The sequence below is a fragment of the Brachybacterium sp. AOP29-B2-41 genome (assembly GCF_052378395.1).
Taxonomy (GTDB): Bacteria; Actinomycetota; Actinomycetes; order Actinomycetales; family Dermabacteraceae; genus Brachybacterium.
Genome location: NZ_JBQSXR010000002.1, coordinates 257,552 through 281,531 on the forward strand (window position 1 = coordinate 257,552; position 23,980 = coordinate 281,531).

General features: G+C 68.0%; 21 protein-coding genes and 1 tRNA gene. 16 read left to right on the forward strand and 6 right to left on the reverse strand.

Annotated elements, in window-relative coordinates; genetic code table 11:
- Window positions 1-47: 47 nt before the first annotated feature.
- Window positions 48-120, forward strand: a tRNA-Thr gene (locus ACT3T9_RS03360).
- 105 nt (window positions 121-225) lie between these two features.
- Here the strand turns inward: ACT3T9_RS03360 and ACT3T9_RS03365 are convergent.
- A complete protein-coding gene (locus ACT3T9_RS03365) occupies window positions 226-951 on the reverse strand; it encodes an SDR family oxidoreductase (protein WP_444605963.1) in 726 nt (241 codons plus the stop codon).
- Window positions 952-1,097: 146 nt separating this feature from the next.
- Here ACT3T9_RS03365 and ACT3T9_RS03370 point away from each other — a divergent pair, with 146 nt between their 5' ends.
- From ACT3T9_RS03370 to ACT3T9_RS03395, 6 genes are all read left to right on the forward strand, one after another.
- Window positions 1,098-1,871: an SDR family NAD(P)-dependent oxidoreductase gene (locus ACT3T9_RS03370; RefSeq protein WP_444605964.1), complete on the forward strand. Its 774-nt coding sequence runs from the start codon at window positions 1,098-1,100 to the stop codon at window positions 1,869-1,871.
- A gap of 117 nt (window positions 1,872-1,988) precedes the next feature.
- A complete protein-coding gene (locus tag ACT3T9_RS03375; RefSeq protein ID WP_444605965.1) occupies window positions 1,989-3,284 on the forward strand; it encodes an ABC transporter substrate-binding protein in 1,296 nt (431 codons plus the stop codon).
- A gap of 7 nt (window positions 3,285-3,291) precedes the next feature.
- Entirely contained in the window at window positions 3,292-4,239 is a 948-nt protein-coding gene (locus ACT3T9_RS03380; RefSeq protein WP_444605966.1) for a carbohydrate ABC transporter permease, read from the forward strand.
- Window positions 4,236-5,054: a carbohydrate ABC transporter permease gene (locus ACT3T9_RS03385; protein ID WP_444605967.1), complete on the forward strand. Its 819-nt coding sequence runs from the start codon at window positions 4,236-4,238 to the stop codon at window positions 5,052-5,054. The genes ACT3T9_RS03380 and ACT3T9_RS03385 overlap by 4 nt, the downstream gene beginning before the upstream one ends.
- A 105-nt stretch (window positions 5,055-5,159) precedes the next feature.
- Window positions 5,160-5,651, forward strand: coding sequence for a Fur family transcriptional regulator (locus tag ACT3T9_RS03390; RefSeq protein ID WP_444605968.1), 492 nt, complete (start codon window positions 5,160-5,162; stop codon window positions 5,649-5,651).
- Window positions 5,652-5,745: 94 nt separating this feature from the next.
- Window positions 5,746-7,239, forward strand: coding sequence for a catalase (locus ACT3T9_RS03395; protein WP_444605969.1), 1,494 nt, complete (start codon window positions 5,746-5,748; stop codon window positions 7,237-7,239).
- A gap of 187 nt (window positions 7,240-7,426) precedes the next feature.
- Here the strand turns inward: ACT3T9_RS03395 and ACT3T9_RS03400 are convergent, their stop codons facing one another.
- Together ACT3T9_RS03400 and ACT3T9_RS03405 are read right to left on the reverse strand one after the other, a co-directional pair.
- Window positions 7,427-7,810, reverse strand: coding sequence for a universal stress protein (locus ACT3T9_RS03400; protein WP_441443102.1), 384 nt, complete (start codon window positions 7,808-7,810; stop codon window positions 7,427-7,429).
- Between the two features lie 228 nt (window positions 7,811-8,038).
- Entirely contained in the window at window positions 8,039-8,680 is a 642-nt protein-coding gene (locus ACT3T9_RS03405) for a lysophospholipid acyltransferase family protein (RefSeq protein ID WP_441443101.1), read from the reverse strand.
- Between the two features lie 254 nt (window positions 8,681-8,934).
- On the opposite strand from ACT3T9_RS03405, the gene ACT3T9_RS03410 reads away from it, so the two are divergent.
- From ACT3T9_RS03410 to ACT3T9_RS03430, 5 genes are all read left to right on the forward strand, one after another.
- Entirely contained in the window at window positions 8,935-10,653 is a 1,719-nt protein-coding gene (locus ACT3T9_RS03410; protein ID WP_441443100.1) for a Gfo/Idh/MocA family oxidoreductase, read from the forward strand.
- Between the two features lie 673 nt (window positions 10,654-11,326).
- Window positions 11,327-11,581 (forward strand): glutaredoxin-like protein NrdH, encoded by a 255-nt coding sequence (gene nrdH / locus ACT3T9_RS03415; protein ID WP_345076650.1) that lies wholly within the window; start codon window positions 11,327-11,329, stop codon window positions 11,579-11,581.
- A 21-nt stretch (window positions 11,582-11,602) separates the two neighbouring features.
- Window positions 11,603-12,001, forward strand: a complete 399-nt coding sequence (nrdI, locus tag ACT3T9_RS03420; RefSeq protein WP_441443099.1) for a class Ib ribonucleoside-diphosphate reductase assembly flavoprotein NrdI — start codon at window positions 11,603-11,605, stop codon at window positions 11,999-12,001.
- Window positions 12,002-12,006: 5 nt separating this feature from the next.
- Window positions 12,007-14,139 (forward strand): class 1b ribonucleoside-diphosphate reductase subunit alpha, encoded by a 2,133-nt coding sequence (gene nrdE / locus ACT3T9_RS03425; protein ID WP_441443098.1) that lies wholly within the window; start codon window positions 12,007-12,009, stop codon window positions 14,137-14,139.
- A gap of 130 nt (window positions 14,140-14,269) precedes the next feature.
- Window positions 14,270-15,034 (forward strand): hypothetical protein, encoded by a 765-nt coding sequence (locus tag ACT3T9_RS03430; protein ID WP_441443097.1) that lies wholly within the window; start codon window positions 14,270-14,272, stop codon window positions 15,032-15,034.
- 42 nt (window positions 15,035-15,076) lie between these two features.
- Here ACT3T9_RS03430 and ACT3T9_RS03435 read toward each other — a convergent pair whose 3' ends face one another.
- Both ACT3T9_RS03435 and ACT3T9_RS03440 read right to left on the reverse strand, forming a co-directional pair.
- Window positions 15,077-16,096, reverse strand: a complete 1,020-nt coding sequence (locus tag ACT3T9_RS03435; RefSeq protein ID WP_444605970.1) for a permease prefix domain 1-containing protein — start codon at window positions 16,094-16,096, stop codon at window positions 15,077-15,079.
- Window positions 16,093-16,428 (reverse strand): PadR family transcriptional regulator, encoded by a 336-nt coding sequence (locus tag ACT3T9_RS03440; protein ID WP_444502188.1) that lies wholly within the window; start codon window positions 16,426-16,428, stop codon window positions 16,093-16,095. Before ACT3T9_RS03440 ends, ACT3T9_RS03435 begins: the two co-directional genes overlap by 4 nt.
- A gap of 340 nt (window positions 16,429-16,768) precedes the next feature.
- Between ACT3T9_RS03440 and ACT3T9_RS03445 the strand changes: the two genes are divergently transcribed.
- From ACT3T9_RS03445 to ACT3T9_RS03455, 3 genes are all read left to right on the forward strand, one after another.
- Window positions 16,769-18,676, forward strand: coding sequence for a ribonucleoside triphosphate reductase (locus ACT3T9_RS03445; protein WP_441443094.1), 1,908 nt, complete (start codon window positions 16,769-16,771; stop codon window positions 18,674-18,676).
- Window positions 18,673-19,452, forward strand: coding sequence for an anaerobic ribonucleoside-triphosphate reductase activating protein (locus ACT3T9_RS03450; protein WP_441443093.1), 780 nt, complete (start codon window positions 18,673-18,675; stop codon window positions 19,450-19,452). The genes ACT3T9_RS03445 and ACT3T9_RS03450 overlap by 4 nt, the downstream gene beginning before the upstream one ends.
- Before the next feature lie 151 nt (window positions 19,453-19,603).
- Window positions 19,604-21,010: a GntP family permease gene (locus ACT3T9_RS03455; RefSeq protein ID WP_444605971.1), complete on the forward strand. Its 1,407-nt coding sequence runs from the start codon at window positions 19,604-19,606 to the stop codon at window positions 21,008-21,010.
- Between the two features lie 24 nt (window positions 21,011-21,034).
- Here ACT3T9_RS03455 and ACT3T9_RS03460 read toward each other — a convergent pair whose 3' ends face one another.
- Window positions 21,035-22,483: a DUF418 domain-containing protein gene (locus tag ACT3T9_RS03460; protein WP_444605972.1), complete on the reverse strand. Its 1,449-nt coding sequence runs from the start codon at window positions 22,481-22,483 to the stop codon at window positions 21,035-21,037.
- A 438-nt stretch (window positions 22,484-22,921) separates the two neighbouring features.
- Here ACT3T9_RS03460 and nrdF point away from each other — a divergent pair, with 438 nt between their 5' ends.
- Complete coding sequence (nrdF, locus tag ACT3T9_RS03465; RefSeq protein ID WP_441443090.1) at window positions 22,922-23,890, forward strand: class 1b ribonucleoside-diphosphate reductase subunit beta; 969 nt, start codon at window positions 22,922-22,924, stop codon at window positions 23,888-23,890.
- Window positions 23,891-23,980 lie beyond the last annotated feature (90 nt).

A 23,980-nucleotide genomic window follows, 5' to 3' on the forward strand; every position in this document is an offset into this window, starting at 1 on the left:
CTGCAGGTCACGTACAGTGAACCGGTCCGCCGTGCCCCGGCGACGACGCCGCCTTAGCTCAGTCGGTAGAGCGATTCACTCGTAATGAATAGGTCAGGAGTTCGATTCTCCTAGGCGGCTCCGCATGCAGAAGGGCCCCGCTCCTGTGACGCACAGGAGCGGGGCCCTTCCGCAGTTCCGGATGCCGTTCCGGCCGAAGTTCCGGGTGCCGTTCAGACAGCCGGTTCAGACGGCCGGTTTCGCGGGGCTGATGACGAGCTCGTCGATCACCACATGCGGCGGACTGGTCAGCACGAACGACACGGCCCGTCCCACGTCCTCAGGACTGAGCATGACGGCTCTGTCGGCGGCTCCCGGCACCTGCGGCCGCTGGTCCAGGAAGGCGCTGTCGACGTCTCCCGGGCACAGGTGGCAGGCACGGATGCCGTGTTGGTTCTCCTGCGCATTCAGGGTCGCCGCCAGCGGACCGAGCGCCGTCTTCGAGGCGCTGTAGGCCACCCCGGCGTCTGGCGAGAAGCGCCAGGCCGAATACGAGGAGATCAGCACGATCGTGCCCGCGCCGCGCTCCCGCATCCCCGGGAGCGCCGCGTCGATCACCGCCACCGGTCCCAGCAGGTTGATGTCAGTGAGCGCCGCGAACTGCTCGAGGTCCTGATCGCGCCAATAGCGGCGGGGCGCATTCGCCCCGGCCGACAGCACCAGCGCCTCGATGCTCCCGAGCTCCTCGCCGATCCGCACGGCCGCCGCCTTCACGGCTGCGCGATCGGCGACGTCCAGCGGCACCACGAGCGCGGTCCCGCCCGCGGCGCGGATCTCCTCGGCGACCTCCTCGAGCGGCTCGGCACGCCGACCGGACAGCGCCACCGGTCTCCCGTCCTGCGCCGCGACGAGCGCAGAGGCCCGGCCCATCCCCGATCCCGCGCCGGTCACCCAGACGGTGCGTGCATCCATCGCTGTCCTCTCCTTGCGGTCCCTTGACCGCGCCCGGAGCAGGGACGACAGTGGGACCCGATGTCAGTGGACCCGAGATCGGGTCCCGCCCAGCGTAGAGCGCACTCACGCGCCCGCGCCCGGGAGCCCATGATCCGAGGAGAAGCATGCAGATCGACATGTCAGGGCGCGTCGTGCTCGTCACCGGCGCCGCGCGGGGGATTGGCCGCACCATCGCACAGACCTTCGCCCGGGAGGGAGCGATTGTCGTGGGGCTCGATATCGACTCCGACGCGCTCGCCGAGCTGCGCGAGGAGGGCCTCGCCGAGACGGTCCTGACCTGTGACATCACCGATCCCGAGGCGGTGCGGGCGGCGATCGCGGCGATCGAGGAGCGGCACGGCCGGCTCGACGTGCTGGTCAACAACGCCGGCATCAACGCCGAAGGGCCGCTGGAGAGCTTCGACCCCGCACTGTGGGACCGAGTCTTCGCCGTCAACGTGCGCGGCGTGCTGAACACCTGCCAGGCTGTCATCCCGATCATGAAACGGCAGCAGTCGGGGCGGATCATCAACGCCGCGTCCTTCGCGGCGATCATCCCCAGCGTCGAGGCGGCGGCATACGGCGCCTCCAAGGCCGCCGTGGTGCAGATGACGCGGGTGCTCGCGAGCGAGCTGGGCCCCTGGGGGATCACCGTGAACGCCTATGCACCCGGCATGATCCCCACCGCGATGAACGGCTTCTCCGCGCTCGAGGAGTCCGCGGCGGCGACGAAGCTGGACCAGCTGAGCATCCGCCGCTGGGGGCTGCCGGAGGATGTCGCGAACCTCTGCCTGTTCCTGGCCGGTGACCTCTCCGGCTACATCACCGGTGCGCTGCTCGACGTGAGCGGCGGCAAGTTCGCCACCCAGGACCCGGGGGCGGCCTGGCGCATGCCCTGAGGGTCGCCCGCGGCGTCGTCACCGGATAGTGACCTCCTCAGAGAGGGAGTCGGCGTGAGGTTCGTCACGGTGTGTGGGAGTCTGGTTCGACGCGCATGCTGATGCAAAGGAGCTGTCATGTCCGCTCGTCCCACACGTCGCTCGCTTCTCGCCGGTGCTGGCCTCGGAGCCGGCACCCTCGCCCTCGCCGCCTGCGGAGGCGGCTCCTCGTCCGGCGGAGGTGGCGGTGGGGGCGGCACTCTGATGCTCACCCTCTCGAACCATCCGTGGACCGATGTGGTCAAGGATCTCCTGCCCCGCTTCGAGGAGGAGAGCGGCCTCAAGGTCGAGCTCACCACGCTGGGGGAGGACCAGCTCTCCGACCAGTACAAGGTCAAGCTCAACTCCGGCGCCTCCGACATCGACGTCGCAATGCTGCGCCCCCTGCAGGAGGGCAAGCTGTTCTCCCGCAACGGCTGGCTGCTGCCGCTGGATGACCAGGTCAGCGGCGCGAGCGACTGGAACTGGGACGACTTCCAAGCCCAAGGCGCCGCGACCACCGACGAGGGCATCGTGTGCGTCCCGATCGTGGTCGAGCAGGAGGTCATGTACTACCGCACCGACCTGCTCGAGGCGGCCGGGCTCGAGGTCCCCGCCACCTTCGATGACCTCGAGGCGGCCGCGAAGGCGATCCAGGAGGCGAACGACGGGGTCTTCGGATTCGTCGCCCGCGGGCAGCGCGCCGCGGCGGTCACCCAGTTCTCGAGCTTCCTGTACGGCTACGGCGGAGATTGGGACGACGCCGCCGGAACCGCGACCATCGACACCCCCGAGGCCCGGGCCGCGTACGAGATGTACACCAACCTGCTGCGCAGCTACGGCCCTCCCGGCACCACCAACATGAGCTGGAAGGAGGCCAGCGCCATCTTCCAGCAGGGCCAGGCCGCCTTCTACACCGACGCCAGCGTGTTCTACAACAACATGATCGACGAGACCCAGTCGCGCATCGGCGACACCTTCGCCGTCGCCCCGATGCCCGCCGGGGACGCCGGCTCGAAGCCGTACTCGATCCCGTCCTGGGCACTCTCGATCAGCGCCGCCTCGGAGAACACCGAGAACGCCTGGACGTTCATCCAATGGGCGACCTCCGCCGAGATCATGACCGAGATCAGCAAGGCCGGCGTCGCCGGAGCCCGGACCTCGGTCTGGGACGACCCCGACGCCACCTCCGCCTTCCCCGAGAACCTCACCGCGACCATCAAAGCCTCGCTCACCGAAGGCGTGGACCACGACCGGCCGGTCGTGGTCGAGGTCTCGCAGGCGCGCGACATCGTCGGCGCCCCGATCCCGATCGGCATCGAGGGCGGCGACCTCGACGCGGCCATCACCACCGCGCAGACTGAATACCAGGCCTTCCTCGACGAGGAGGGCTGAGCAGCCCATGACGGCCGACTCCCAGGTCGGGCGGCCGACGGGACACACCGTGTCCGGTGGGGCGCCCGGCTTCTCCGGCTGGGCGAACCGGCACATGAAGTGGCTGTTCGCGCTCCCGGCCCTCCTGTTCACCATCGTGATGGTGGTGTTCCCCGCGATCTACACGCTGATCATGTCGCTCACGGACGCCAGCGGGTCCCTGCAGCGAGGCTTCGGCTTCGTCGGCCTGGCGAACTATGTCGAGGTCTTCACCGGCCTGGACCGGTTCTGGCCGGCCGTCTGGCGGACGCTCTACTTCACCGTGATCTGCGTGGGTGTGGAGTTCCTGCTGGGTCTGGCGATCGCTCTGCTGCTGCGACGCCCCTTCCGCGGGCAGGGCTTCGTGCGGGTCGTGATCCTGCTGCCCCTGGTCGCCACGCCGGTGGCTGTGGCGATGATGTGGCTGCTGCTGTTCGAGCCCACCATCGGCTTCGTGAACACCTTCATCGGCTGGTTCGGCCTCCCGCCCCAGGGGTGGATCTCCTCCCCGACCCAGGCGATGCCGACCCTGATGTTCGTCGACATCTGGCAGTGGACCCCGATGGTCACGCTGATCCTGCTGGCCGGGCTCTCCTCCCTGCCGGAGGAGCCGGAGGAGGCGGCCCTGATCGACCGGGCGAACTTCTTCCAGCGGCTGCGCTTCGTGGTGATGCCGCAGCTGATGCCGGTCGTGATCACCGCCGTGCTGCTGCGTTCGATCGACGCGCTGAAGACCTTCGACCTGCTGTACGCGACCAAGGGTCGCGGCGGCGGTTCGTTCCATGAGGCGGAGACGCTGAACATCCTGTCCTACTCGCTGTTCTTCGAGTACAACGAGTACGGCATCGCCTCGGCCGTGCTGGTCGTCTTCTTCCTCCTCATCGTCGGTGCCTCCTGGGCCCTGTTCCGCTTTGCCCAGAGCGGTGATCGCGGATGAGGCGGCAGAAGCTCCTGAAGAACGTGGCGCGCTATGTCGCGATCGGCATCATCGCCCTGGTGTTCCTGTTCCCGCTGCTGTGGATGGGCCTGTCCTCGATCAAGACCAGCCTGGACATCACCGATCCCACGCGACTGTTCCGCTTCACCCCGACGCTGGACAACTTCGTCCGGGTGATGACCGAGGCGCAGTTCGGGTTGTTCATGCTGAACTCACTGGTCGTCGGCATCGCCGCCGTCGGCCTGTCGCTGCTGCTCGCAGTCCCCGCCGCCTATGTGATGGCGAAGTACGGGATGTCACGGTCATCCGGCATGCTGCTGGTGGCCCGGATCATCCCCGGGGTGTCCCTGCTGGTGCCGTTCTACTACGTGTTCGCGATGCTGGGCTGGGTGGGCGGCTATGCGCCGCTGATCATCTCCCACATGTTCGTCACCATGCCGCTGATCGCCTGGGTGATGCTGTCGTTCTTCGAGTCGCTGCCCAGCGACCTCGAGGAGGCCGGGCTGGTCGACGGCCTCACCAACATCGGGGTCTTCGCGAGGATCGCCCTGCCGCTGTCGACCCCGGGCATCGCGACGGCCTCGATCCTGGCGTTCATCTTCTCCTGGAACAACTTCATGTTCGCGCTGGTGCTGGCCAGTCAGAGCACCCGCACTCTGCCGGTCGCGATCTTCAACTTCATCGCGTACTCCTCGGTGGACTGGGGCGGCCTGATGGCGGCCTCGGTGATCATCACGCTGCCGGTGATCGTGATGGCGCTGTTCACGCAGAAGTACATCGTCTCCGGGCTGACCGCGGGGGCGACCAAGGGCTGAACCGCTGCGCGGGCGTCCCGGCCCTACCCTCTCCGGACACCCCACACCCTCTCCGGACCTAGACGCTTTCTTGAGATAGTCCAGACAGGGCGCTATGGTGGAGCCATGACGACCACCGCTCACACCTCCGCCCTCCGGGGCGCGGGTCTGCGCGTGACCGCTCCGCGGCTCGCGACGCTGGCGGCGGTCGAGGCGAACCCGCATGCCGATGCGGAGACGATCGCCCGGTCCGTCCGCGAGAGCCTGGGGGCCGTGTCCCGTCAGGCGGTCTATGACGTGCTGAACGCCCTCTCCGATGCAGATCTGCTGCGTCGGGTGTCGGTGGGCGGTCGCAGCATGCAGTACGAGATGCATCGCCACGACAACCACCACCACCTGGTCTGCCGCGAATGCGGCCGGCTCGAGGACGTCCCGTGCGCGGTCGGAGAGGCGCCCTGCCTGACCCCGCACAACTCCCACGGCTTCGACATCGAGATCGCAGAGGTCGTCTATCGGGGCGTCTGCTCGGAATGCCGGGCAACCGCGGGGGCGACTACGTCGGCGTCGGCGTCGGCGTCCTCGATCTCCGCCGGACCCGCCTCGACCCCCGCCCCCTGATCCCAGGCCGATGACCTCCGGAGTCCTTCCCGGCCCCCGTATCCGAACTTTTTCTCACAGCTTGTCAGAATCCCCCACCACCCAGGAGATGCAGATGACCGACTTCGATCCCACGATCCCGAGCACCACGGAAACCGGCGCTCCCCGCGAGTCCGATGCGCACTCGCTGAGCCTCGGCGCCGACGGCCCCCTGATGCTCCACGACGTCGCACTGGTCGAGAAGCTCGCCCGCTTCGACCGCGAGCGCGTCCCGGAGCGCAGCCCCCACGCCAAGGGCTCCGGTGCCTTCGGCGAGCTCGAGGTCACCGAGGACGTCTCGCAGTACACCAAGGCGGACCTCTTCCAGCCCGGTCGCAAGACCCCGATGCTGGCCCGCTTCTCCACCGTCGCCGGTGAGCTCGGCTCGCCCGACACCTGGCGCGACGTGCGCGGCTTCGCGCTGAAGTTCTACACCCAGCAGGGCAACTTCGACATCGTCGGCAACAACACCCCGATCTTCTTCCTGCGCGACCCGATCAAGTTCCCCGACTTCATCCACTCCCAGAAGCGCACCCCGGACTCGGGCCTGCGCTCGAACCAGATGCAGTGGGACTTCTGGTCCAACTCCCCGGAGTCCGCGCACCAGGTGACCTACCTGATGGGTGAGCGCGGCCTGCCCAAGTCCTGGCGCCACATGAACGGCTACGGCTCGCACACCTACATGTGGGTCAACGAGTCCGGTGAGAAGTTCTGGATCAAGTACCACTTCCACACCGACCAGGGCATGGAGTTCCTCAGCAACGAGGAGGCCGAGAAGCTGGCCGGCTCCGACGGCGACTACCACCGCCGGGACCTCTTCGACGCCATCGCGCGCGGCGAGAACCCCAGCTGGACCATGTCCGTCCAGGTGATCCCGTACGAGGATGCGAAGAACTACCGCTTCAACATCTTCGACCTCACCAAGACCGTCCCGCACGCGGACTACCCGCTGATCAAGGTCGGCAAGTTCACCCTGAACAAGAACCCGCAGAACCACTACGCGCAGATCGAGCAGGCGGCCTTCAGCCCCGGCAACACCGTGCCGGGCACGGGCGTCTCCCCGGACAAGATGCTGCTGGGCCGCGTCTTCTCCTACCCGGACGCACAGCGCCACCGCATCGGCACCAACTTCAACCAGCTGCCCGTGAACCAGCCGGTGGTCCCCACGAACTCCTACGACAAGGAGGGGTTCATGCAGTTCCTGCACAGCGGGGACGCACCGGTGTACGCGCCGAACTCCTACGGTCGCGCCTACCAGGACGAGCAGGGACCGGTCGACAACGGCTGGGAGGCCGATGGCGAGATGGTGCGCGCCGCGTACACCCTCCACGCCGAGGACAGCGACTTCATCCAGCCCGGCATCCTGGTGCGCGAGGTGTACAACGACGCCCAGCGCGACCAGTTCGTCGAGACCGTCTCCGGTGCGCTGAGCACGGTCGAGGAGCCGGTGCTGAGCAAGGCCCTCCAGTACTGGAAGAACGTCGACACCACGATCGGTGAGCGCATCGCGCTGGCCGTGAACACCGCCAAGGGTGACGAGCAGCCCGGCGGGGATCCGCTGAACGCCTGATCCACAGCAGTCAGGGCCGGGTCGGGGCGACATGCCCCGGCCCGGCCCTTTCATGTCTGCTGCCTGCAGTGGCCCGCGACTGCCGTGGCCCGCGACTGCCATGCCCCGCGCCTGCAGTGCCTCGTGCTTGACGTGTCTGCCGTGCCTCGTGCCTGCCGCCCGCCGGAGTCGGCTCACCGGGGTCGGCTCAGACGACGAGGACCTCGCAGTCGGCGGAGAGCAGGAGCTTCTGGACGGTCAGGCCCAGCAGGTGACGGGCGAGCTCCTGATGTCGGCGCACTCCCAGCACCAGCAGCTCCGCCTTCTCCTCCTCCTGCACCTGCAGCAGCACATCGGCGATGTCGTCGTCGGTGGTCTCCTGGCGGAAGGCGACCCGCACGCGGGCGTGCCGCAGCTGGTCACGAGCGATCTCGAGCTGCTGTTCGTCGGCGTGACGGGGATCCGCTCCGACCCCCTCGCGCAGAACGTTGACCACGATCAGCGGCCCACCTCGCTGCTCCGCCTCGTCGCGGGCTGCGGACAGCGCCTTGAAACCCACGTCAGTGGGGATGAATCCGACGACGACGGCCATCTGCTCTCCTCGGGTGGGGTCCGGGCGGCGGCCGCCGCTCGGTGTGCGCGGCCTGGCCAGATCCTACTGGTCGCCGGGCGGTATGCGGGGGGACCGGCGGCGATAAGGCCCTTGGCCGGTATGCCAGCAGGGTCAGACCCGTCCGCCTGCAGGGCACGACTCGTGCGCCTGCAGGGCCCGACTTGTGCGACGACGAGCCCGGCCCGGGCGACGATAGGCAGGCAGTGCCTATGCGCGACGCTGGCCGGAGAGCTTCTGGATCTCGTCCATGATTCTGGCGTTCAGGATCCGGCGCCGCACTCCCTTGGACGCGGTGGGGTCGATGTCTTCGAGGTGGATCGGGGTGCCGATGCGCACGGTGATGGCGCCGCGGTGGGGGAGCAGCCGCGAGAACATGTGCTGGGTGCCCTTGAGTCCGACGGGGATCACGGGGCAGCCGGACTCGACGGCGAGCCAGGCGGCGCCCTGCTTCCCCGGATGCAGCAGGCCGTCCCGGGAACGGGTGCCCTCGGGATAGATCGCGAAGCCGTCGCCGTCGCGGAGGATCGTGAGCCCGGCCTGGAGGGCACCCTTCCCGGAGGACAGGGCCTCGCGATCCACCGGGACTGCCTCGACGGCCTCGAAGAACCAGCGCAGGACGCGCCCGCGGATCCCCTTCTGCGTCCACAGGGTGTCCTTGGCGACGAAGCGGATCTGCCGGGGCAGCGCCACGGGCAGCACGAAGCTGTCGATGTTGGCGAGATGGTTGGAGGCGATCACGAAACCGCCCTCGCGCGGGACGTTCTCGATCCCGGAGACCCGAGGGTTCCAGAAGAGCTTGACGAAGGGGCGCGAGATGTTGCGGGCGCCGAAGTAGAAGCGTCTTGCCACGTGGTCCTCCTGAGACGTGCTGATCCGCGCCCCACGATAATCCTGGTCCGGTGGTTCCTGTGCCGATCGCCGCGTGACCTCCGTCCCTGCGTCGCAGGTCGCGCCGGGGGAGCGGCTCGGCCCGGCATCACCGGGGTGTGGTAGAACAGGCGTGCGCTCCGTGCCGTCCGGAGCGCACTGTCGGAACGGCCCGGCGCCCGCCGAGGATCCCGCGGAGCTGCCGCCGACCCCGTCCGAGCCCGAGGAGCCAGTCGATGCCCAAGACCCTGAACATTGCCGTGATCGGCGCCGGAACCATGGCCCAGGCCGTGCACCTCCCGGTGCTGCGCAGGCGCTGGGACCGTTTCACGATCGCCGCGCTGGTGGATCACTCCCCGCGTCGGCGCCGCGAGTCTTCCGAGGTGTGGGGGATCGAGGAGGACAAGCGCTACGAGACGGTCGCGGATCTGATCGCGGCGGTGCGCGCCAAGACCCTCGCGATCGACGCCGCGCTGCTGTCCACCGACGGGCTGCATGTCGAGGACCTGCTGACGCTCATGCGCCGCGGCATCCCGGTGCTCGTGGAGCCGCCGGTGGGCTTCTCCGCAGACGAGGTCGAGCAGGTCGCCGGCTTCGAGCGGATGACGGGCCGACGCCTGCTGATGATGGCCTATCCCCAGCAGTACGACGACTCCGTGACCCGCATGTCCGAGCACATCCCCGTCAAGGATCTGCGGATGGTGGATCACGAGGTGCTGATGCCTGCGAGCCAGCCGCTGTTCGGCAGTGCCCACGTGACCACGGCCTCGTACGATCTGCCCACCGAGGTGCGCTCGCAGCGGCGCAAGGCCCTCCAGGCCGCGGTCGAGGCGGGCGCGGGCGCGGGTGCGACTCAGCGCGACCGTGATCTCTATGTCAAGGGCCTGCTGACGGGCGTGGCGCATCAGATGGCCGTGATCGAGGCGGCCTATGGCCCGATCGCGCGCCTGGTCGCGGTGAGGCACTGGCCCAAGGGAGTGATCCCCGGCTCGATCGAGCTGCTCGGCGAGCTGGACGGCGGGGCACAGGTGCGCCTGGTGTGGCACTACCTGCCGTTCGCCCCGGAGTACTCCGAGAGCGTGCAGGTGCTCTCGGCGCGACGACGGATGCGCGTGGAGCTGCCCGCCCCCTCGCACAGCGACGTCCGCTCGACGATCTCCCTGCGGGAGAAGAAGTCGGGCGTGGTCCAGGAGACCTCGACCACGGCTCCCAAGGGGGCGGTGGAGCTCATGTGGGAGGCCTTCCACGCCTTCGTGGAGAAGGGCAAGCAGCCGGTCTCGGGTGCTGCCGAGGCGGCAGCCCAGGTGACGTTGCTGCGCGAGGTGCTCTCGAGCATTGTCGGCGCGGATGGTCGCAGCCTCGAGGCTGAGAAGGACGCCGCCGACGACGAGGCTCACGACGCAGCGCCTGGTGATGAGGTGCTGGGCGATGAGGCAGTGGAGGGCGAGGCACGGGAGGACGAGGCGCCTGAGCCAGCTGCTGTGGGTGGCGCGACCGCCCAGGGCGAACCCGAGCTGATCGTGGAGATCGCCGAGCCCGCAGCGGAGGCCCCTGGAACCGCAGCTGCAACAGCAACAGCAACAGCAACAGCAGCCGACGACGACGCGACGGCGACGGCCGATGACGATCCAGCGGCAACCGACGACGCGGCCCTCGCCGCCGATGCGACAGCTGCCGCGCCCGAGAGCGCGGAGCCTCTGGGAGATGCGCAGGGGGAGGAGGTCGTCGACGTGTGGCATCTGAGCGGGGAGACCCCGGCCGACGGCGCGGCTGGCAGCGTAGCGCCGGAGGCTCCTGCGCCGAATGGTCCCGCGGCTGACGGCCCTGAGGTTGACGCCCCCGCGGCTGACGGCACTGAGGCTGGCGCCCATGCAACTGGCGACCCTGCGGCTGGCGACCCTGCGGTCGACGGCCCGACGCTGGCGGCTCCCGCCCCAGAGGACCCTCGCTCCTGACTCCTGACCGCGCACGAGTGCTGAGAACCCCCGCCGCCCACTGGGCCGCGGGGGTTCTCGCGTCCAGGCGATCCCGGATCCCAGAGGGGATGACGCGGGCGGGCGCGGGCAACGCCGGGGCTCGCGCGGATCTCGCAGTGGGCCCGTGTCGGACCCTCCGACGGCCCCGGAAGACGACATGCCGACGACACGCCGAGCCGACTGTCGGGACACGCCGACGACACGCCGAGCGTCCTCTCGGACATGCCGGGGACCTACCTCACTACTTCGCGCTGCGGGAGGTCGCGGGGAGCGGCGTCATCCACCGCAGGAACGGGCTGTCGGACCCCTCATCCACACTGCTCTGTGCACGCATCCTCGGATTTCGTGCGTGGCCCAGCCCTTCGTCCCCAACCCTGCAGATCTATCCACAGCCCATCAACAGTCGATTGTGGATGACAGTGTTGTAACTCAGTACATCTTGTGGTCGTCGCGCCGGGTCACCACTAGGTGTAGTGTTGACGCAGTCGCACCGTACCGGGTCACCGGAGGTCGGGCGGCGCACCGGAACTCATCGCTGCGCCCCTGATCCACGGCTCCGGAGCGTGGCGGCACGGTCCTTCGGACCTCCCCCGGACAACCCGTGAAGCTCCCGTCCTGCGCCCCGGCGCGGCGCTCGTGAAAGGCCCCTCCCTTGGACATCACCGTGTACTCGAAGCCCCTCTGCGTCCAGTGCGATGCGACCAAGCGCGCCCTGAACAAGGCGGGCGTCGCCTACGACGTCGTCGACGTCACCGAGGACGACGCGGCACGCGAGCGCATCATGAACCTCGGGTACCTCCAGGCCCCCGTGGTCATCGCAGGACAGGACCACTGGTCCGGCTTCCGCCCCGACAAGATCAAGACCCTCGTGGGTGCCGGCGCACAGCGCCAGGCCACCGCCATCTGATCGGGCCCGGGAGGCGTCGGCGTGGCGAACCTCGTCTACTTCTCCTCGGTGTCCGGCAACACCAAGCGCTTCGTCGAGAAGCTCGGGATGCCGGCACGCCGGGTCCCGCTCTACCCCCGGGATGAGCACCTCGTCGTCGACGAGGACTTCGTCCTGGTGGTTCCGACCTACGGAGGGGGCAACGGCCGTGGCGCCGTCCCCAAGCAGGTCATCAAGTTCCTCAACGACGAACGCAACCGGAAGCACATCCGAGGCGTGATCGGTGCGGGGAACACCAACTTCGGAGAGGCCTACTGCTTGGCCGGCGACATCATCGCCCGCAAGTGCGAGGTCCCCCATATGTACAAGTTCGAACTGTTCGGCACTCCGCGCGATGTGACGCGGGTCCACGACGGATTGGAAGAGTTTTGGCGACACTGACCGAGATGCCCCCGGTCGAGCACAACAAGCGGCTCGACTACCACGCGCTGAACGCGATGCTGAACCTGTACGGACCGGACGGGAAGATCCAGTTCGACAAGGATCGGGAAGCGGCGCGGGAGTACTTCCTGCAGCACGTGAACCCCAACACCGTCTTCTTCCACTCGCTGCGCGAGAAGATGGACTACCTGGTCGAGAACAAGTACTACGAGCCCGAGGTCCTCGAGCAGTACGACTTCTCCTTCATCGAGTCTCTCTCGGAGCAGGCCTTCGCCAAGAAGTTCCGCTTCCCGACCTTCCTGGGCGCCTTCAAGTACTACACCTCGTACACCCTGAAGACGTTCGACGGCGAGCGGTACCTCGAGCGTTTCGAGGACCGTGTGGTGATGGTGGCCCTGGGTCTGGCCCGCGGCGATGAGCAGCTGGCCCGCAACCTGGTCGACGAGATCCTCGACGGCCGTTTCCAGCCCGCGACCCCGACCTTCCTCAATGCCGGCAAGGCACAGCGTGGAGAGCTCGTCTCCTGCTTCCTGCTGCGCATCGAGGACAACATGGAGTCGATCGGCCGCTCGATCAACTCCGCTCTGCAGCTGTCCAAGCGCGGCGGCGGCGTGGCCCTGCTGCTCTCGAACCTGCGTGAGTACGGTGCGCCGATCAAGCACATCGAGAACCAGTCCAGCGGCGTCATTCCCGTGATGAAGCTGCTCGAGGACTCCTTCAGCTACGCGAACCAGCTCGGGGCCCGCCAGGGCGCCGGTGCGGTGTACCTCAACGCCCACCACCCGGACATCCTGCGCTTCCTGGACACCAAGCGCGAGAACGCCGACGAGAAGATCCGTATCAAGACCCTCTCCCTCGGCGTGGTCATCCCCGACATCACCTTCGAGCTCGCGAAGAAGAACGAGCCGATGTACCTGTTCTCCCCGTATGACGTGGAGCGCGAGTACGGCAAGCCCTTCGCGGACGTCAACGTCTCCGAGGTCTACCGGGACATGGTCGACAACCCGAACATCTCCAAGAAGAAGATCCAGGCGCGTGACTTCTTCCAGATCCTGGCGGAGATCCAGTTCGAGTCCGGCTACCCGTACATCATGTTCGAGGACACCGTGAACCGGGCGAATCCCATCGCCGGCAAGGTCACGCACTCCAACCTGTGCTCGGAGATCCTGCAGGTCTCGACCCCCTCGACCATGAACGTCGATCTGACGTACGAGGAGATGGGCCGGGACATCTCCTGCAACCTGGGCTCGCTGAACATCGCCAAGGCGATGGATTCACCGAACTTCGGCCAGACCATCGAGACGGCCATCCGTGGCCTGACCGCAGTCTCGGACACCTCGGACATCGACTCCGTGCCGACCATCGCCGAGGGCAACCGCAAGTCCCACGCGATCGGGCTCGGGCAGATGAACCTGCACGGCTACCTGGCGCGCGAGCGCATCTACTACGGCTCCGACGAGGGCCTGGACTTCACCAACATGTACTTCTACTCGGTCACCTATCACGCCATCAAGGCGTCGATGCGGATCGCGAAGGAGCGCGGGGAGAAGTTCTACGACTTCGAGAACTCCAAGTACGCCACCGGCGAGTACTTCGCCAAGTACATCGACAAGGCGTGGGAGCCGAAGACGGAGAAGGTGCGTGCACTGTTCGCCGAGTCCAATGCCCACCTGCCCTCGCAGGAGGACTGGAAGCAGCTGCGTGGCGAGGTCGCGGAGCACGGCATGTACAACGCCTACCTGCAGGCTGTCCCGCCGACCGGTTCGATCTCGTACATCAACAACTCCACGAGCTCGATCCACCCCATCGCCTCCCAGATCGAGATCCGCAAGGAGGGGAAGATCGGCCGGGTGTACTACCCCGCCCCTTACCTCACCAACGACAATCTCGAGTACTTCCAGGATGCGTACGAGATCGGCTACGAGAAGATCGTCGACACCTACGCCGAGGCCACGCAGCACGTGGACCAGGGCCTGTCGCTGACGCTGTTCTTCAAGGACACCGCCACGACGCGCGACATCAACAAGGCGCAGATCTACGCCTGGCGCAAGGGCATCAAGACCCTCTACTACATCCGCCTGCGGCAGATGGCGCTCGAGGGCACCGAGGTCGAGGGCTGCGTCAGCTGCATGCTCTGATCTCTCGCCCGTTGAGATGACGCCGGGGCCCGGACGAGGAAGATCCTCGCCCGGGCCCTGGCGTTCTCGTCGGTGGAGACGACGTGAGCTCCGGAGCCCTCCCGATCGTGATCGAATATCCTTACGCACCATGAGGGAGAGACGATCGTGGTGCAGCGGCCGCCGTTCCAGGTGGCTGGCGATCGTGCTGCTCGGGGTTATCGGCTTCGAAGCGGCACTGATCGGACTGTTGCTCTGGGCGTATTTCTCTGGCCTTGTTCCGTATGCAGTGGTGTGGGGCGATGTGGGGACCTGGGCGCAGGCAGTGGCAACTGTCGTCGGGCTCTTCTTCGCCGGACTCTCGCTCCTCGTCGCGGCGTGGCAGGTCCGTCAGCACCGTGACTCGGAACGGCTCCGGGGCGAGGAGAAGAAGGACGTCGTGCGGCGATCGATCTCACTGCGCAGCGAATGGCGGGAACGCATCAGCAATGGACGTCGAGAACGGGTCCTCGTCTACACGTATGAGCTGTCGAACCACTCATCGCTCCCGGTCACCAACGTCAAGATCGTGGTCCACCAGCTGGACGACGACAACGAGAGTCGATATGACCTGGACTCCCTCACTACCCTGGACGACTACTTCCAGGGCGTCGCGGTGGGGACCCTGGCTCCGCACGAGAGCGTCAGCGGAACAATCGAGGTCACGAACTGGAACGCCATCGGCATGCTCGAGCCCGACCGTGTCGCGAATCCTGAGTTCTGCTTCACCGATCCTTGGGGTCTGCATTGGCGTCGACCCGGCACGACGTGGGGCAAAGGGCAGGCGGTTGACGAGCCGATGGGCGGACCACTCTGCATGTGTTGCGGGAACCTGCCGCAGACCCGGCGGCAGTCCTGGGCGTCCGCGCAGGCGTGAGAGCGTGTGCCGCAGAGTTCTCGCCAGTTCGGATCCGAACTCTCAGCTGCTCCCGCCGTGCTTTCGGGCACTATCGTCCCCGCGCAGCGCCACGCCGAGACCGCTCAGCGCGCCGTAGAGCACCCCGGCCACCGGCCAGATCACCCAGGTCAGTCCCCAGTCGCCGGAGCCGAAGCTCCAGATCAGATAGGCCGCGAGCATGACCGGCCAATAGAGCGCCGCCACTACGCGGACCGCCGGGCTGTCGCTGTGCTCGAGGGTCTCGTTCTCCTCTTTCTGCTGGAGCAGCGTGCTGGTCGCGGAGTCGGACCACCCGGCCCTGGCGATGATCGCGAGGCCCAGCGCCACGATCACCAGCGTCCCACTCACGCCGTACAGCGTGGCGGGGGACTCGTCGCTGGAGAGGAGAGCGGCGAGAAGAGTGGGAAGAGCGCTGAGGATCCATAGCGTGATCGCGACGGCGGTGGCGAGGAGGGTGCTGCGGCGGTGCTCTCGGTGGATCTCCTGCGCGTAGCTGCGCACCTGCGCAGTGAGGGTGAAGCCCCCCTCGTCGATGTCCTCGAAGTCGCTGAGCCGCGCATTCCGCGCCATCATCAGCAGCAGGCCCAGGCTCACCATCACCAGCACCGCGGTGACGCCGACGCCGATCACCCAGCCCGCGGACGCCTCCTGGGCGCCGGTGGCGGCGAGGAGCAGCAGCAGCGGCGCCGCGCTGAGCACGAACAGGACCAAGCCCGCGGCAGGCATCCACTGAGAACGGCGCACGGCCTCGACATAGGCGCGGGCGCGCTCGAGCTCCAGAGGGGCGGCCGGCGACACCACGGGTGCGGCGGCGGCGCGGCCCAGCTCGGCGCTGATCCCCAGCACCGGGGCGACCTCCTCGAGGGTGCCGAACTCGGCGATGACCTGGCCGACGGCCTGGGATTCGGGGAGGCCGTCCTCGATCAGGCCCTGCAGCTTGTCCTCCATCATGGCGCGCAGCTCGGTCCGGGCCTCCCGCAGGCGCGGAGTCTCGGGGTAGGGGGCGAAGAGGGTGTCCAGATAGGAATCGATGACGTTCACGAGGCGTCCTTTCCTTCCGTGAAGTGGTCCACGAGTGCTCGGGTGCTGCGCCATTCATCGCGCTTGAGGCCGAGTTGGTCGAGGCCGTCGGGAGTGAGCTTGTAGTAGGTGCGCGGCTTGCCCGTGGGGGAGGCGTCCTCATAGCTGTCGAGGAGGCCCTGGGACTGCAGCCGCTTGACCGCGGTGTAGAGGGTCGTCTGCTTGATGACGTACTCGCCGCGGGAGCGATCGGTGATGGTCTTGGAGATCTCGTAGGCGTAGGAGGGCTGCGTCTCGAGGATCGCCAGCAGGATCAGATCGATGTGCCCGCGAATGGCGTCGGCTCCGATCACATCGGCTCCTCTCTTCCTCTGGATGGTGGGGGTACGCATGCGACGGATATGCATGACAGGTGGGTCCGCCGCACTAATGCGCATAACGTACTACGGCAGCCGTAGTACGGCAAGGGGGGTATTCGGGGGATTTCGGGGAGCCCAGGTCGGGACCTCGGTCCCGTGGAGGACGGCGTGCGGGCGCGAAGACCACTAGAGCTTGTGTGCGCCGCGCGTCGCGAGCACTAGATGTTGTGGTTCCTGCCTAGCGTGTGCTCATCGCCCTCGTCGGCGACCGCCTCCCGGCTTCTGCCCCGAGGTCTCTCCCCGCCCCACCCCCTCACCTCTCAGGAGAGAACCCATGACCGCGTTCGCACCCACCCCCGCCCGGTCCGCAGCCCCCGCCGGGCCACTGCCTGTCGAGTCGACGGCGCGGCAGCTCATCGACCCCGTCGCGACCGTCACCGAGTACGTGGAGCGCTCGGACTGGAGGGTCAACGCGAACGCGAACCAGGGATATTCGGTGGGCGGGCTGATCCTCAACGCCGCCGGCAAAGTGATGGCCAATCACTGGCTGGAGGAGGTGTTCAGTCCGGAGGCGGGCCGAGCCCACCGCGAGGGCGACCTCCACATCCACGACCTCGACATGCTCACCGGCTACTGCGCCGGCTGGTCCCTGCGGGCCCTGCTCGAGGAGGGCTTCAACGGGGTGGCCGGCGCGATCGGCTCCCGTCCGCCACGGCACTTCTCCTCAGCCTGCGGGCAGATCGTGAACTTCCTGGGGACGCTGCAGAACGAATGGGCCGGGGCGCAGGCCTTCAGCTCCTTCGACACCTATATGGCGCCCTTCGTGCGCCTGGACTCGATGAGCTACGAGCAGGTGCGCCAGCATATGCAGGAGCTGATCCACAACCTCAACGTCCCCAGCCGCTGGGGCTCCCAGTGCCCCTTCACCAACCTGACCTTCGATTGGACCTGCCCCGCGGACCTGCGCGAGCAGCGCCCGCTGATCGGCGGCGAGGTCCAGGACTTCACCTACGGCGAGCTGCGCGCAGAGATGGACCTGATCAACCGCGCCTATCTCGACGTCATGACCGAGGGGGACGCGGACGGTCGCGCCTTCACCTTCCCGATCCCCACCTACAACATCACCGAGGACTTCGACTGGGACTCGGACAACGCCGAGGCGCTGTTCGTGATGACTGCGAAGTACGGGCTGCCCTACTTCCAGAACTTCCTGAACTCGGATCTGGATCCCGGGATGATCCGCTCCATGTGCTGCCGCCTCCAGCTGGACCTGCGCGAGCTGCTCAAGCGCGGCAACGGCCTGTTCGGCTCGGCGGAGCTCACCGGATCGATCGGAGTGGTGACCGTGAACATGGCGCGGCTCGGCCACCTCCACGCCGGGGACGAGCCGGCGCTGATCGCCGCGCTCGACCACCTGCTGGAGCTGGGCCAGGACACCCTGGAGCGGCGCCGCACCACCGTGCAGGAGCTGATGGACTCCGGGCTCTACCCCTACACCAAGCGGTACATGGGCCACCTCGGCAACCACTTCTCGACTCTCGGAGTGAACGGCATGAACGAGATGCTCCGGAACTTCACCGGCGACCGCCTCGACCTCATGACGGAGGAGGGGCAGGCGATGTGCCTGCGGATCCTCGACCACGTGCGCGAGCGGATGGTCGAGTTCCAGGAAGCCACCGGGAACCTCTACAACCTCGAGGCGACTCCGGCCGAGGGTGCCACCTACCGCTTCGCGAAGGAGGATCGTGCTCGCTTCCCCGGGATCCTCACCGCGGGCACCGCGCAGAACCCGTACTACACGAACTCCTCGCAGATCCCGGTGGGCGCCACCGAGGACCCCTTCGAGGCGCTCGAGCTGCAGGAGGAGCTGCAGGCGAAGTACACCGGCGGCACCGTGCTGCACCTCTACATGAACGAGGCGATGAGCTCTGCGGCCACCTGCAAGGAACTGGTGCGGCGCGCCCTGACCCGCTTCCGCCTGCCCTATCTCACCGTCACCCCGACCTTCTCGATCTGCCCCACCCACGGGTACCTCTCGGGCGAGCACCTCGAGTGCGAGCGCTGCGGGCAGGCCTGTGAGGTGTGGACCCGGGTGATGGGCTACTTCCGCCCCGTCGCGTCCTTCAACATTGGCAAAAAGGGCGAGTACGCCGAGCGCACCTTCTTCACCGAGGCCGCCTCGGGCGTCGGGGCAGGGTCCGTCGTGCCCGAGCAGCAGCGCCTGGCCGCAGGCACGGCGTGAGCGCCGACGGCGCTGTGGTGCCTGCGGTCGCCGCCGAGGACCTGCAGATCGCCGGTGTGGTGCCGCTGTCGAGTGTGGACTGGCCGGGGCACCTGGTCGCGACCGTGTTCTGCCAGGGCTGTCCGTGGACCTGCACCTACTGTCACAACACGGCGATCCTGGACCCGCGCACCCCCGGCGCAGTGGGCTGGGCGCAGCTCGAGCAGCTGCTGGGCCGCCGCCACGGCCTGCTGGACGCGGTGGTGTTCAGCGGGGGAGAGGCCACCATGCAGCACGCCCTGGTGCCCGCCGCCCGCCGGGTGCGCGGAGCCGGGTTCGCCGTCGGGCTCCACACCGGCGGCGCCTACCCGGGCCGGCTCGCGGCACTGCTGGGCCAGGACCGGGACGGGGCACGGAGCGAGGCCCCGCTGGTGGACTGGGTGGGCTTCGACGTCAAGGCCTCGCCGGCCGGTTATCCCGCGCTGGTGGGTCGCGCCGGTGCCGCCACGAAGGTGCAGCGGTCCCTGGGCATGCTGCTCAACTCGGGCGTCGACCACGAGCTGCGCATGACCGTCACCCCCGCGCTGCAGGCCGAGGTGCTGCAGGTCGTGCGCCTGGTCGCGCAGGCCGGGGGCGGCGCGCTGGTGCTGCAGCGCGCCCGACCCGACGGCGCCGACGCCGGCTTCGCCGCGCAGCTGGCGCGGGCCCCCGACTGGCCCGAGCGCTTCGAGGAGATCGCCGACGCCGCCACCCGGCGGGGCAAGGAAGAAGGGGTGCAGGTCAGGGCCCGCACCTGAGGACTCGGGCGCGACGACGGCGCCGCGGCCGCCACCACCGGGCTCGGCGCCGTGACGACCAGCACCTAGGATGCGGTACGAGCAACCCTCACCGCCGCGTCCCGGTCCCAGGGGCGCGACGTCTCTTCCCCTCCTCCGCTAGGAGCCCCTCATGGAAGGCCTCGTCCTGAACTGGGAGCTGGGTACGGCGGGACTGCTGATCCTGGCAGTCTCCGCCGTGGCCGTGCTGCTGGTCATGATCATGGCGTTCAAGATCCACGCCTTCCTGGCCCTGATGATCACCTCGATCGGCACGGCGCTCATCGCCGGCATCGCCCCCGGCAGCCTCATGGATGCCCTCGGCTTCGGATTCAACTCCACGCTCGGCAACGTGATGCTGCTGGTCGCGCTCGGCGCGATGCTGGGGCGGATGATCGAGACCTCCGGCGGTGCGCAGCTGCTCGCCGACCGGATGATCGACCTGGCCGGGGAGAAGCGGGCCGGCCTCGGCCTGTCGCTGGCCAGCCTGCTGATGGGCTTCCCCATCTTCTTCGACGCCGGCCTCGTGGTGATGCTGCCGATCATCTACGCCGTCGCGCGCCGTGTCGGCGGATCGTTCCTGTCCATCGCCCTGCCCTCGGCGGTGGCGTTCAGCGCGATGCACATCTTCGCCCCGCCTCACCCCGGCCCGGTGGCCGCCTCCAGCATCGTCGGCGCCGACATCGGCCTGGTGATGCTCGTCGGAATCGTATTCGCAGTGATCATCTGGTACCTGGTCGGCATCCTGCTGGCCCCGCGACTGGGCATGCGCCTGGACGTCCCGATCCCCACGATCCTCGACAGCACGTCGGAGAAGACCGGCTTCGAGTCGAACCCACGGGTGAGCACGATCATCAGCCTGTTGATCCTGCCGTTGCTGCTGATCCTGCTCAACACCGGGCTGAACACCGCCGGCGCCGCACGGCCGGATCCGGAGGCGTTCCTCGCCGACCCGGTCGTCTCCGGACTGCGCCTGCTGGGTGAGACTCCGGTCGCGCTGCTGATCACTGTGGTGGTCTCGATGTTCGTCCTCGGCTGGGGAGCGGGCAAGAAGGGGAACCTGATCGAGAAGATCACCGACTCCGCACTGGGGCCGATCTGCTCGGTGGTGCTGGTCACCGGTGCCGGCGGCATGTTCGGTGGGGTGCTGCGAGTGACCGGGATCGGTGATGCGGTCGCCGGATCGCTCAACGACATCGGACTGCCGGTGATCGTGGCGGCGTTCCTGATCGCCCAGATCGTCCGCATCGCCCAGGGCTCGGCCACCGTGGCCCTGACGACGGCGGCATCGCTGATGGTGGGCGTGATCGCCGCCAGCGACTTCTCCCAGCTCCAGGTCGTGGCGATCGTGATGGCGATGTCCGCCGGCTCGGTGGGCTTCTCGCACGTCAACGACTCGGGCTTCTGGCTGGTCAGCCGATTCTTCGGGATGGACATGAAGCAGACCCTGTCCACCTGGACCCTGATCCAGGGTGCGATGGCCATCGTCGGCTTCATCCTGTCGCTGGTGCTGTTCGGCGTCGCGTCCGCGATCGCCTGAGGTCACGCCACGGGGCCGGACCGGTCAGGACCGGCCCCGCGGATCGTGCTTCCCGTAGGTCATCCGGCGCAGCAGGACCTCGGCGGGCCCGCGCAATCCCCGGGAGTCCATCCAGGCGGCGAGCGGCAGCGAGAGCAGCCAGACGCCGAGCGCGACAGCGACGGCGGACGCGGTGCTGAGGTGCGGCGCGAGCCCCAGGCCCCAGGCCGCCAGCAGCGGTGCCAGCAGCAGCGACTGGAACAGGTAGAAGGTCAGCGAGCGCTGGCCGACGGCCGAGAGCGCCCGTACGAGCCCGGTCGGCGCCGCCGCCGTGGAGGGGGCCTCCGCGGCGAGGGCGCCGTAGGCGCGCTCAGCAGGGGAGAGCGCCGCATGGGCCGCAGCCCGCTCGGCGCGCACGGCTCTGCGCTGAGCCTTGTCGGGCGCCGCCTCCGGCGTCACCTCCACCGTGGGCCGCTTCTCCAGGCGCATCGCGAGCAGGCCGAAAGCGGCTGCGTAACCGATCCCGCAGCAGATCCCTCCCACGGAGGTCAGGCCCAGGAAGGTCCAGCTCAACGCCTCCGGCACCGGCAGGACGCCGATGATCACGAGGGCCTCGGGCAGGCCGGTGAGCCAGCCGATCGCGATACCGGAGACTGCGAGGCGTCGCAGCGTGCGGGTATGGCGCCAGGGCTCGTCGAGCAGCCGGGCGCGGGCGCCGATCCAGCCCAGCAGGATCGGCAGCGGGGCGCCGAAGGCGGCGGCCGGCACCGTGCTGATCGCCCACATCACAGCCCGGGTCAGCATCGAGACCAGGTACGGCTGGGCGTAGGCGAGGTCCCGCAACCAGTCGTTGGCGAAGGGTGTGGTCGCCCCCTGCTGCATGTCGATCAGCACCTCCGGCGGGGCGAAGAACATGATCCCCAGCGCGCCGACGATGCTGAACACGGCGTAGGACACCATCACCCCGCCGATCACGCTCGCCCAGATGATCAGCGTGCGGGTGCGCCGACCGAAGAGCAGCCACACCCCCAGCAGGGCCGCCACCGCATAAGCGCCGAGGATGTCCCCGTAGAACAGCAGCGCCGCGTGAAGGAAGCCGAGCAGCAGCATCGACCAGTGCCGCCTGCGCATCATGAGTCGCACGATCCGCGGCTCCATCCCGCGATCGATGCGCGAGCGGTAGAACTGCACCATGCCGTAACCGAACAGGAAGGCGAACAGCGGCATCGCCCGGTGATCGACCGCGACCGTCATTACGAACTGCACCACGGAATCCGCCGGGCCGAGCGCCGGCACGTGCGGGGTCATCCCGACGCCGCCCTCATGCCCCCACAGGAACCAGGAGACGTTCGCGATCGCGATCAGCGCGAGCATCAGCCCGCGGGCGATGTCCGGGGCCAGGGAACGGGGGGCGGCGTGCGGGCGTGCGGCGCCCGCGCGGGCCGGAGCTGAAGGCGAGGTATGGTCCGAGGACGGGGCGGCCGAGCTGCTCACAACGGGCCTTTCGGTCTGGTCTGGCGGGCGGTGCCGGGACGGAGCGGCCCCGACGGTGGAGCGCCTCGAACCTACCTGCGCCTGCGGGTCGCCGGCACGCGACGAAGGTCGGTCTCCCGTCATCTCTCAAGCCAGCTGCCGACATCGTCCAGAGCACCCCCGCTCAGACCCCCGCCGAGGCGTTGGCCCGAAGAACCCCGCCTTCGCCAGGAGCTCTACGTCGGCGGCGGGATGACCGCCGTCGTCTGACCCGGCCGCCCGCCCCGAGACAAGCACGGGAGTCAAGGGACGCCGAGCGCCGACCGGGGTGGGCATTGCCACCGCCCCGTCGGCCTGCCGGGCCCCCGCCGAGCGCGGGCCGATGCCTAGACTGGAAGAGAACGGTCCCGTGCGCCTCTGCGCCGACCGGACGACCCCTTCGACGACAGTGAGGCTGCGGTGAAAGACCACCTGAACGCGACGATCCAGGCCATCAACTGGAACCGGATCCCCGATCCCAAGGATCAGGAGGTCTGGGACCGCCTGACCGGTAACTTCTGGCTGCCCGAGAAGGTGCCGCTGTCCAACGACATCCAGTCCTGGAGCCGTCGTTCCCCCGAGGAGCAGACGATGGCGATGCACGTGTTCACGGGGCTCACCCTGCTGGACACGGTGCAGGGCACCGTGGGCGCGATCTCCCTGATCCCGGATGCCGTCACCCCCCATGAGGAGGCGGTGTACACGAACATCGCGTTCATGGAATCGGTGCACGCGAAGTCCTACAGCCAGATCTTCTCGACCCTGGCCAGCACCAAGCAGATCGACGAGGCCTTCGAGTGGGGTGCGACGAACACGCAGCTCCAGAAGAAGGCCCAGATCATCATGGGCTACTACGAGGGTGACGATCCGGAGAAGCGGAAGATCGCCTCGGTGCTGCTGGAGTCGTTCCTGTTCTACTCCGGGTTCTACCTGCCGATGCGCTATTCCAGCCACGGCGAGCTGACCAACACCGCGGACATCATCCGGCTGATCATCCGTGATGAGGCCGTCCACGGCTACTACATCGGCTACAAGTACCAGAAGGCCGTCGAGAAGTTCTCGGCCGAGCGCAAGGCGGAGCTGAAGGACTACACCTTCTCGCTGCTGCTGGAGCTGTACGAGAACGAAGAGGTCTACACCGAGGACCTCTACGATCCCGTCGGCTGGACCGAGGACGTCAAGGTCTTCCTGCGCTACAACGCCAACAAGGCGCTGATGAACCTCGGCTACGAGGGTCTGTTCCCGCAGGACTCCGTCCAGGTGAACCCGGCGATCCTCTCCGCGCTGTCCCCGAACGCCGACGAGAACCACGACTTCTTCTCCGGCTCGGGCTCGAGCTACGTGATGGGCAAGGCCGTCGAGACCGAAGACGACGACTGGGACTTCTGATCCCCTCATGACAGGACGGGCCGGGCGATCACGCCCGGCCCGTCCTGCATGTCGAGGACGTCACTGGCAGGCTCGCACTCAGGCTCGCAG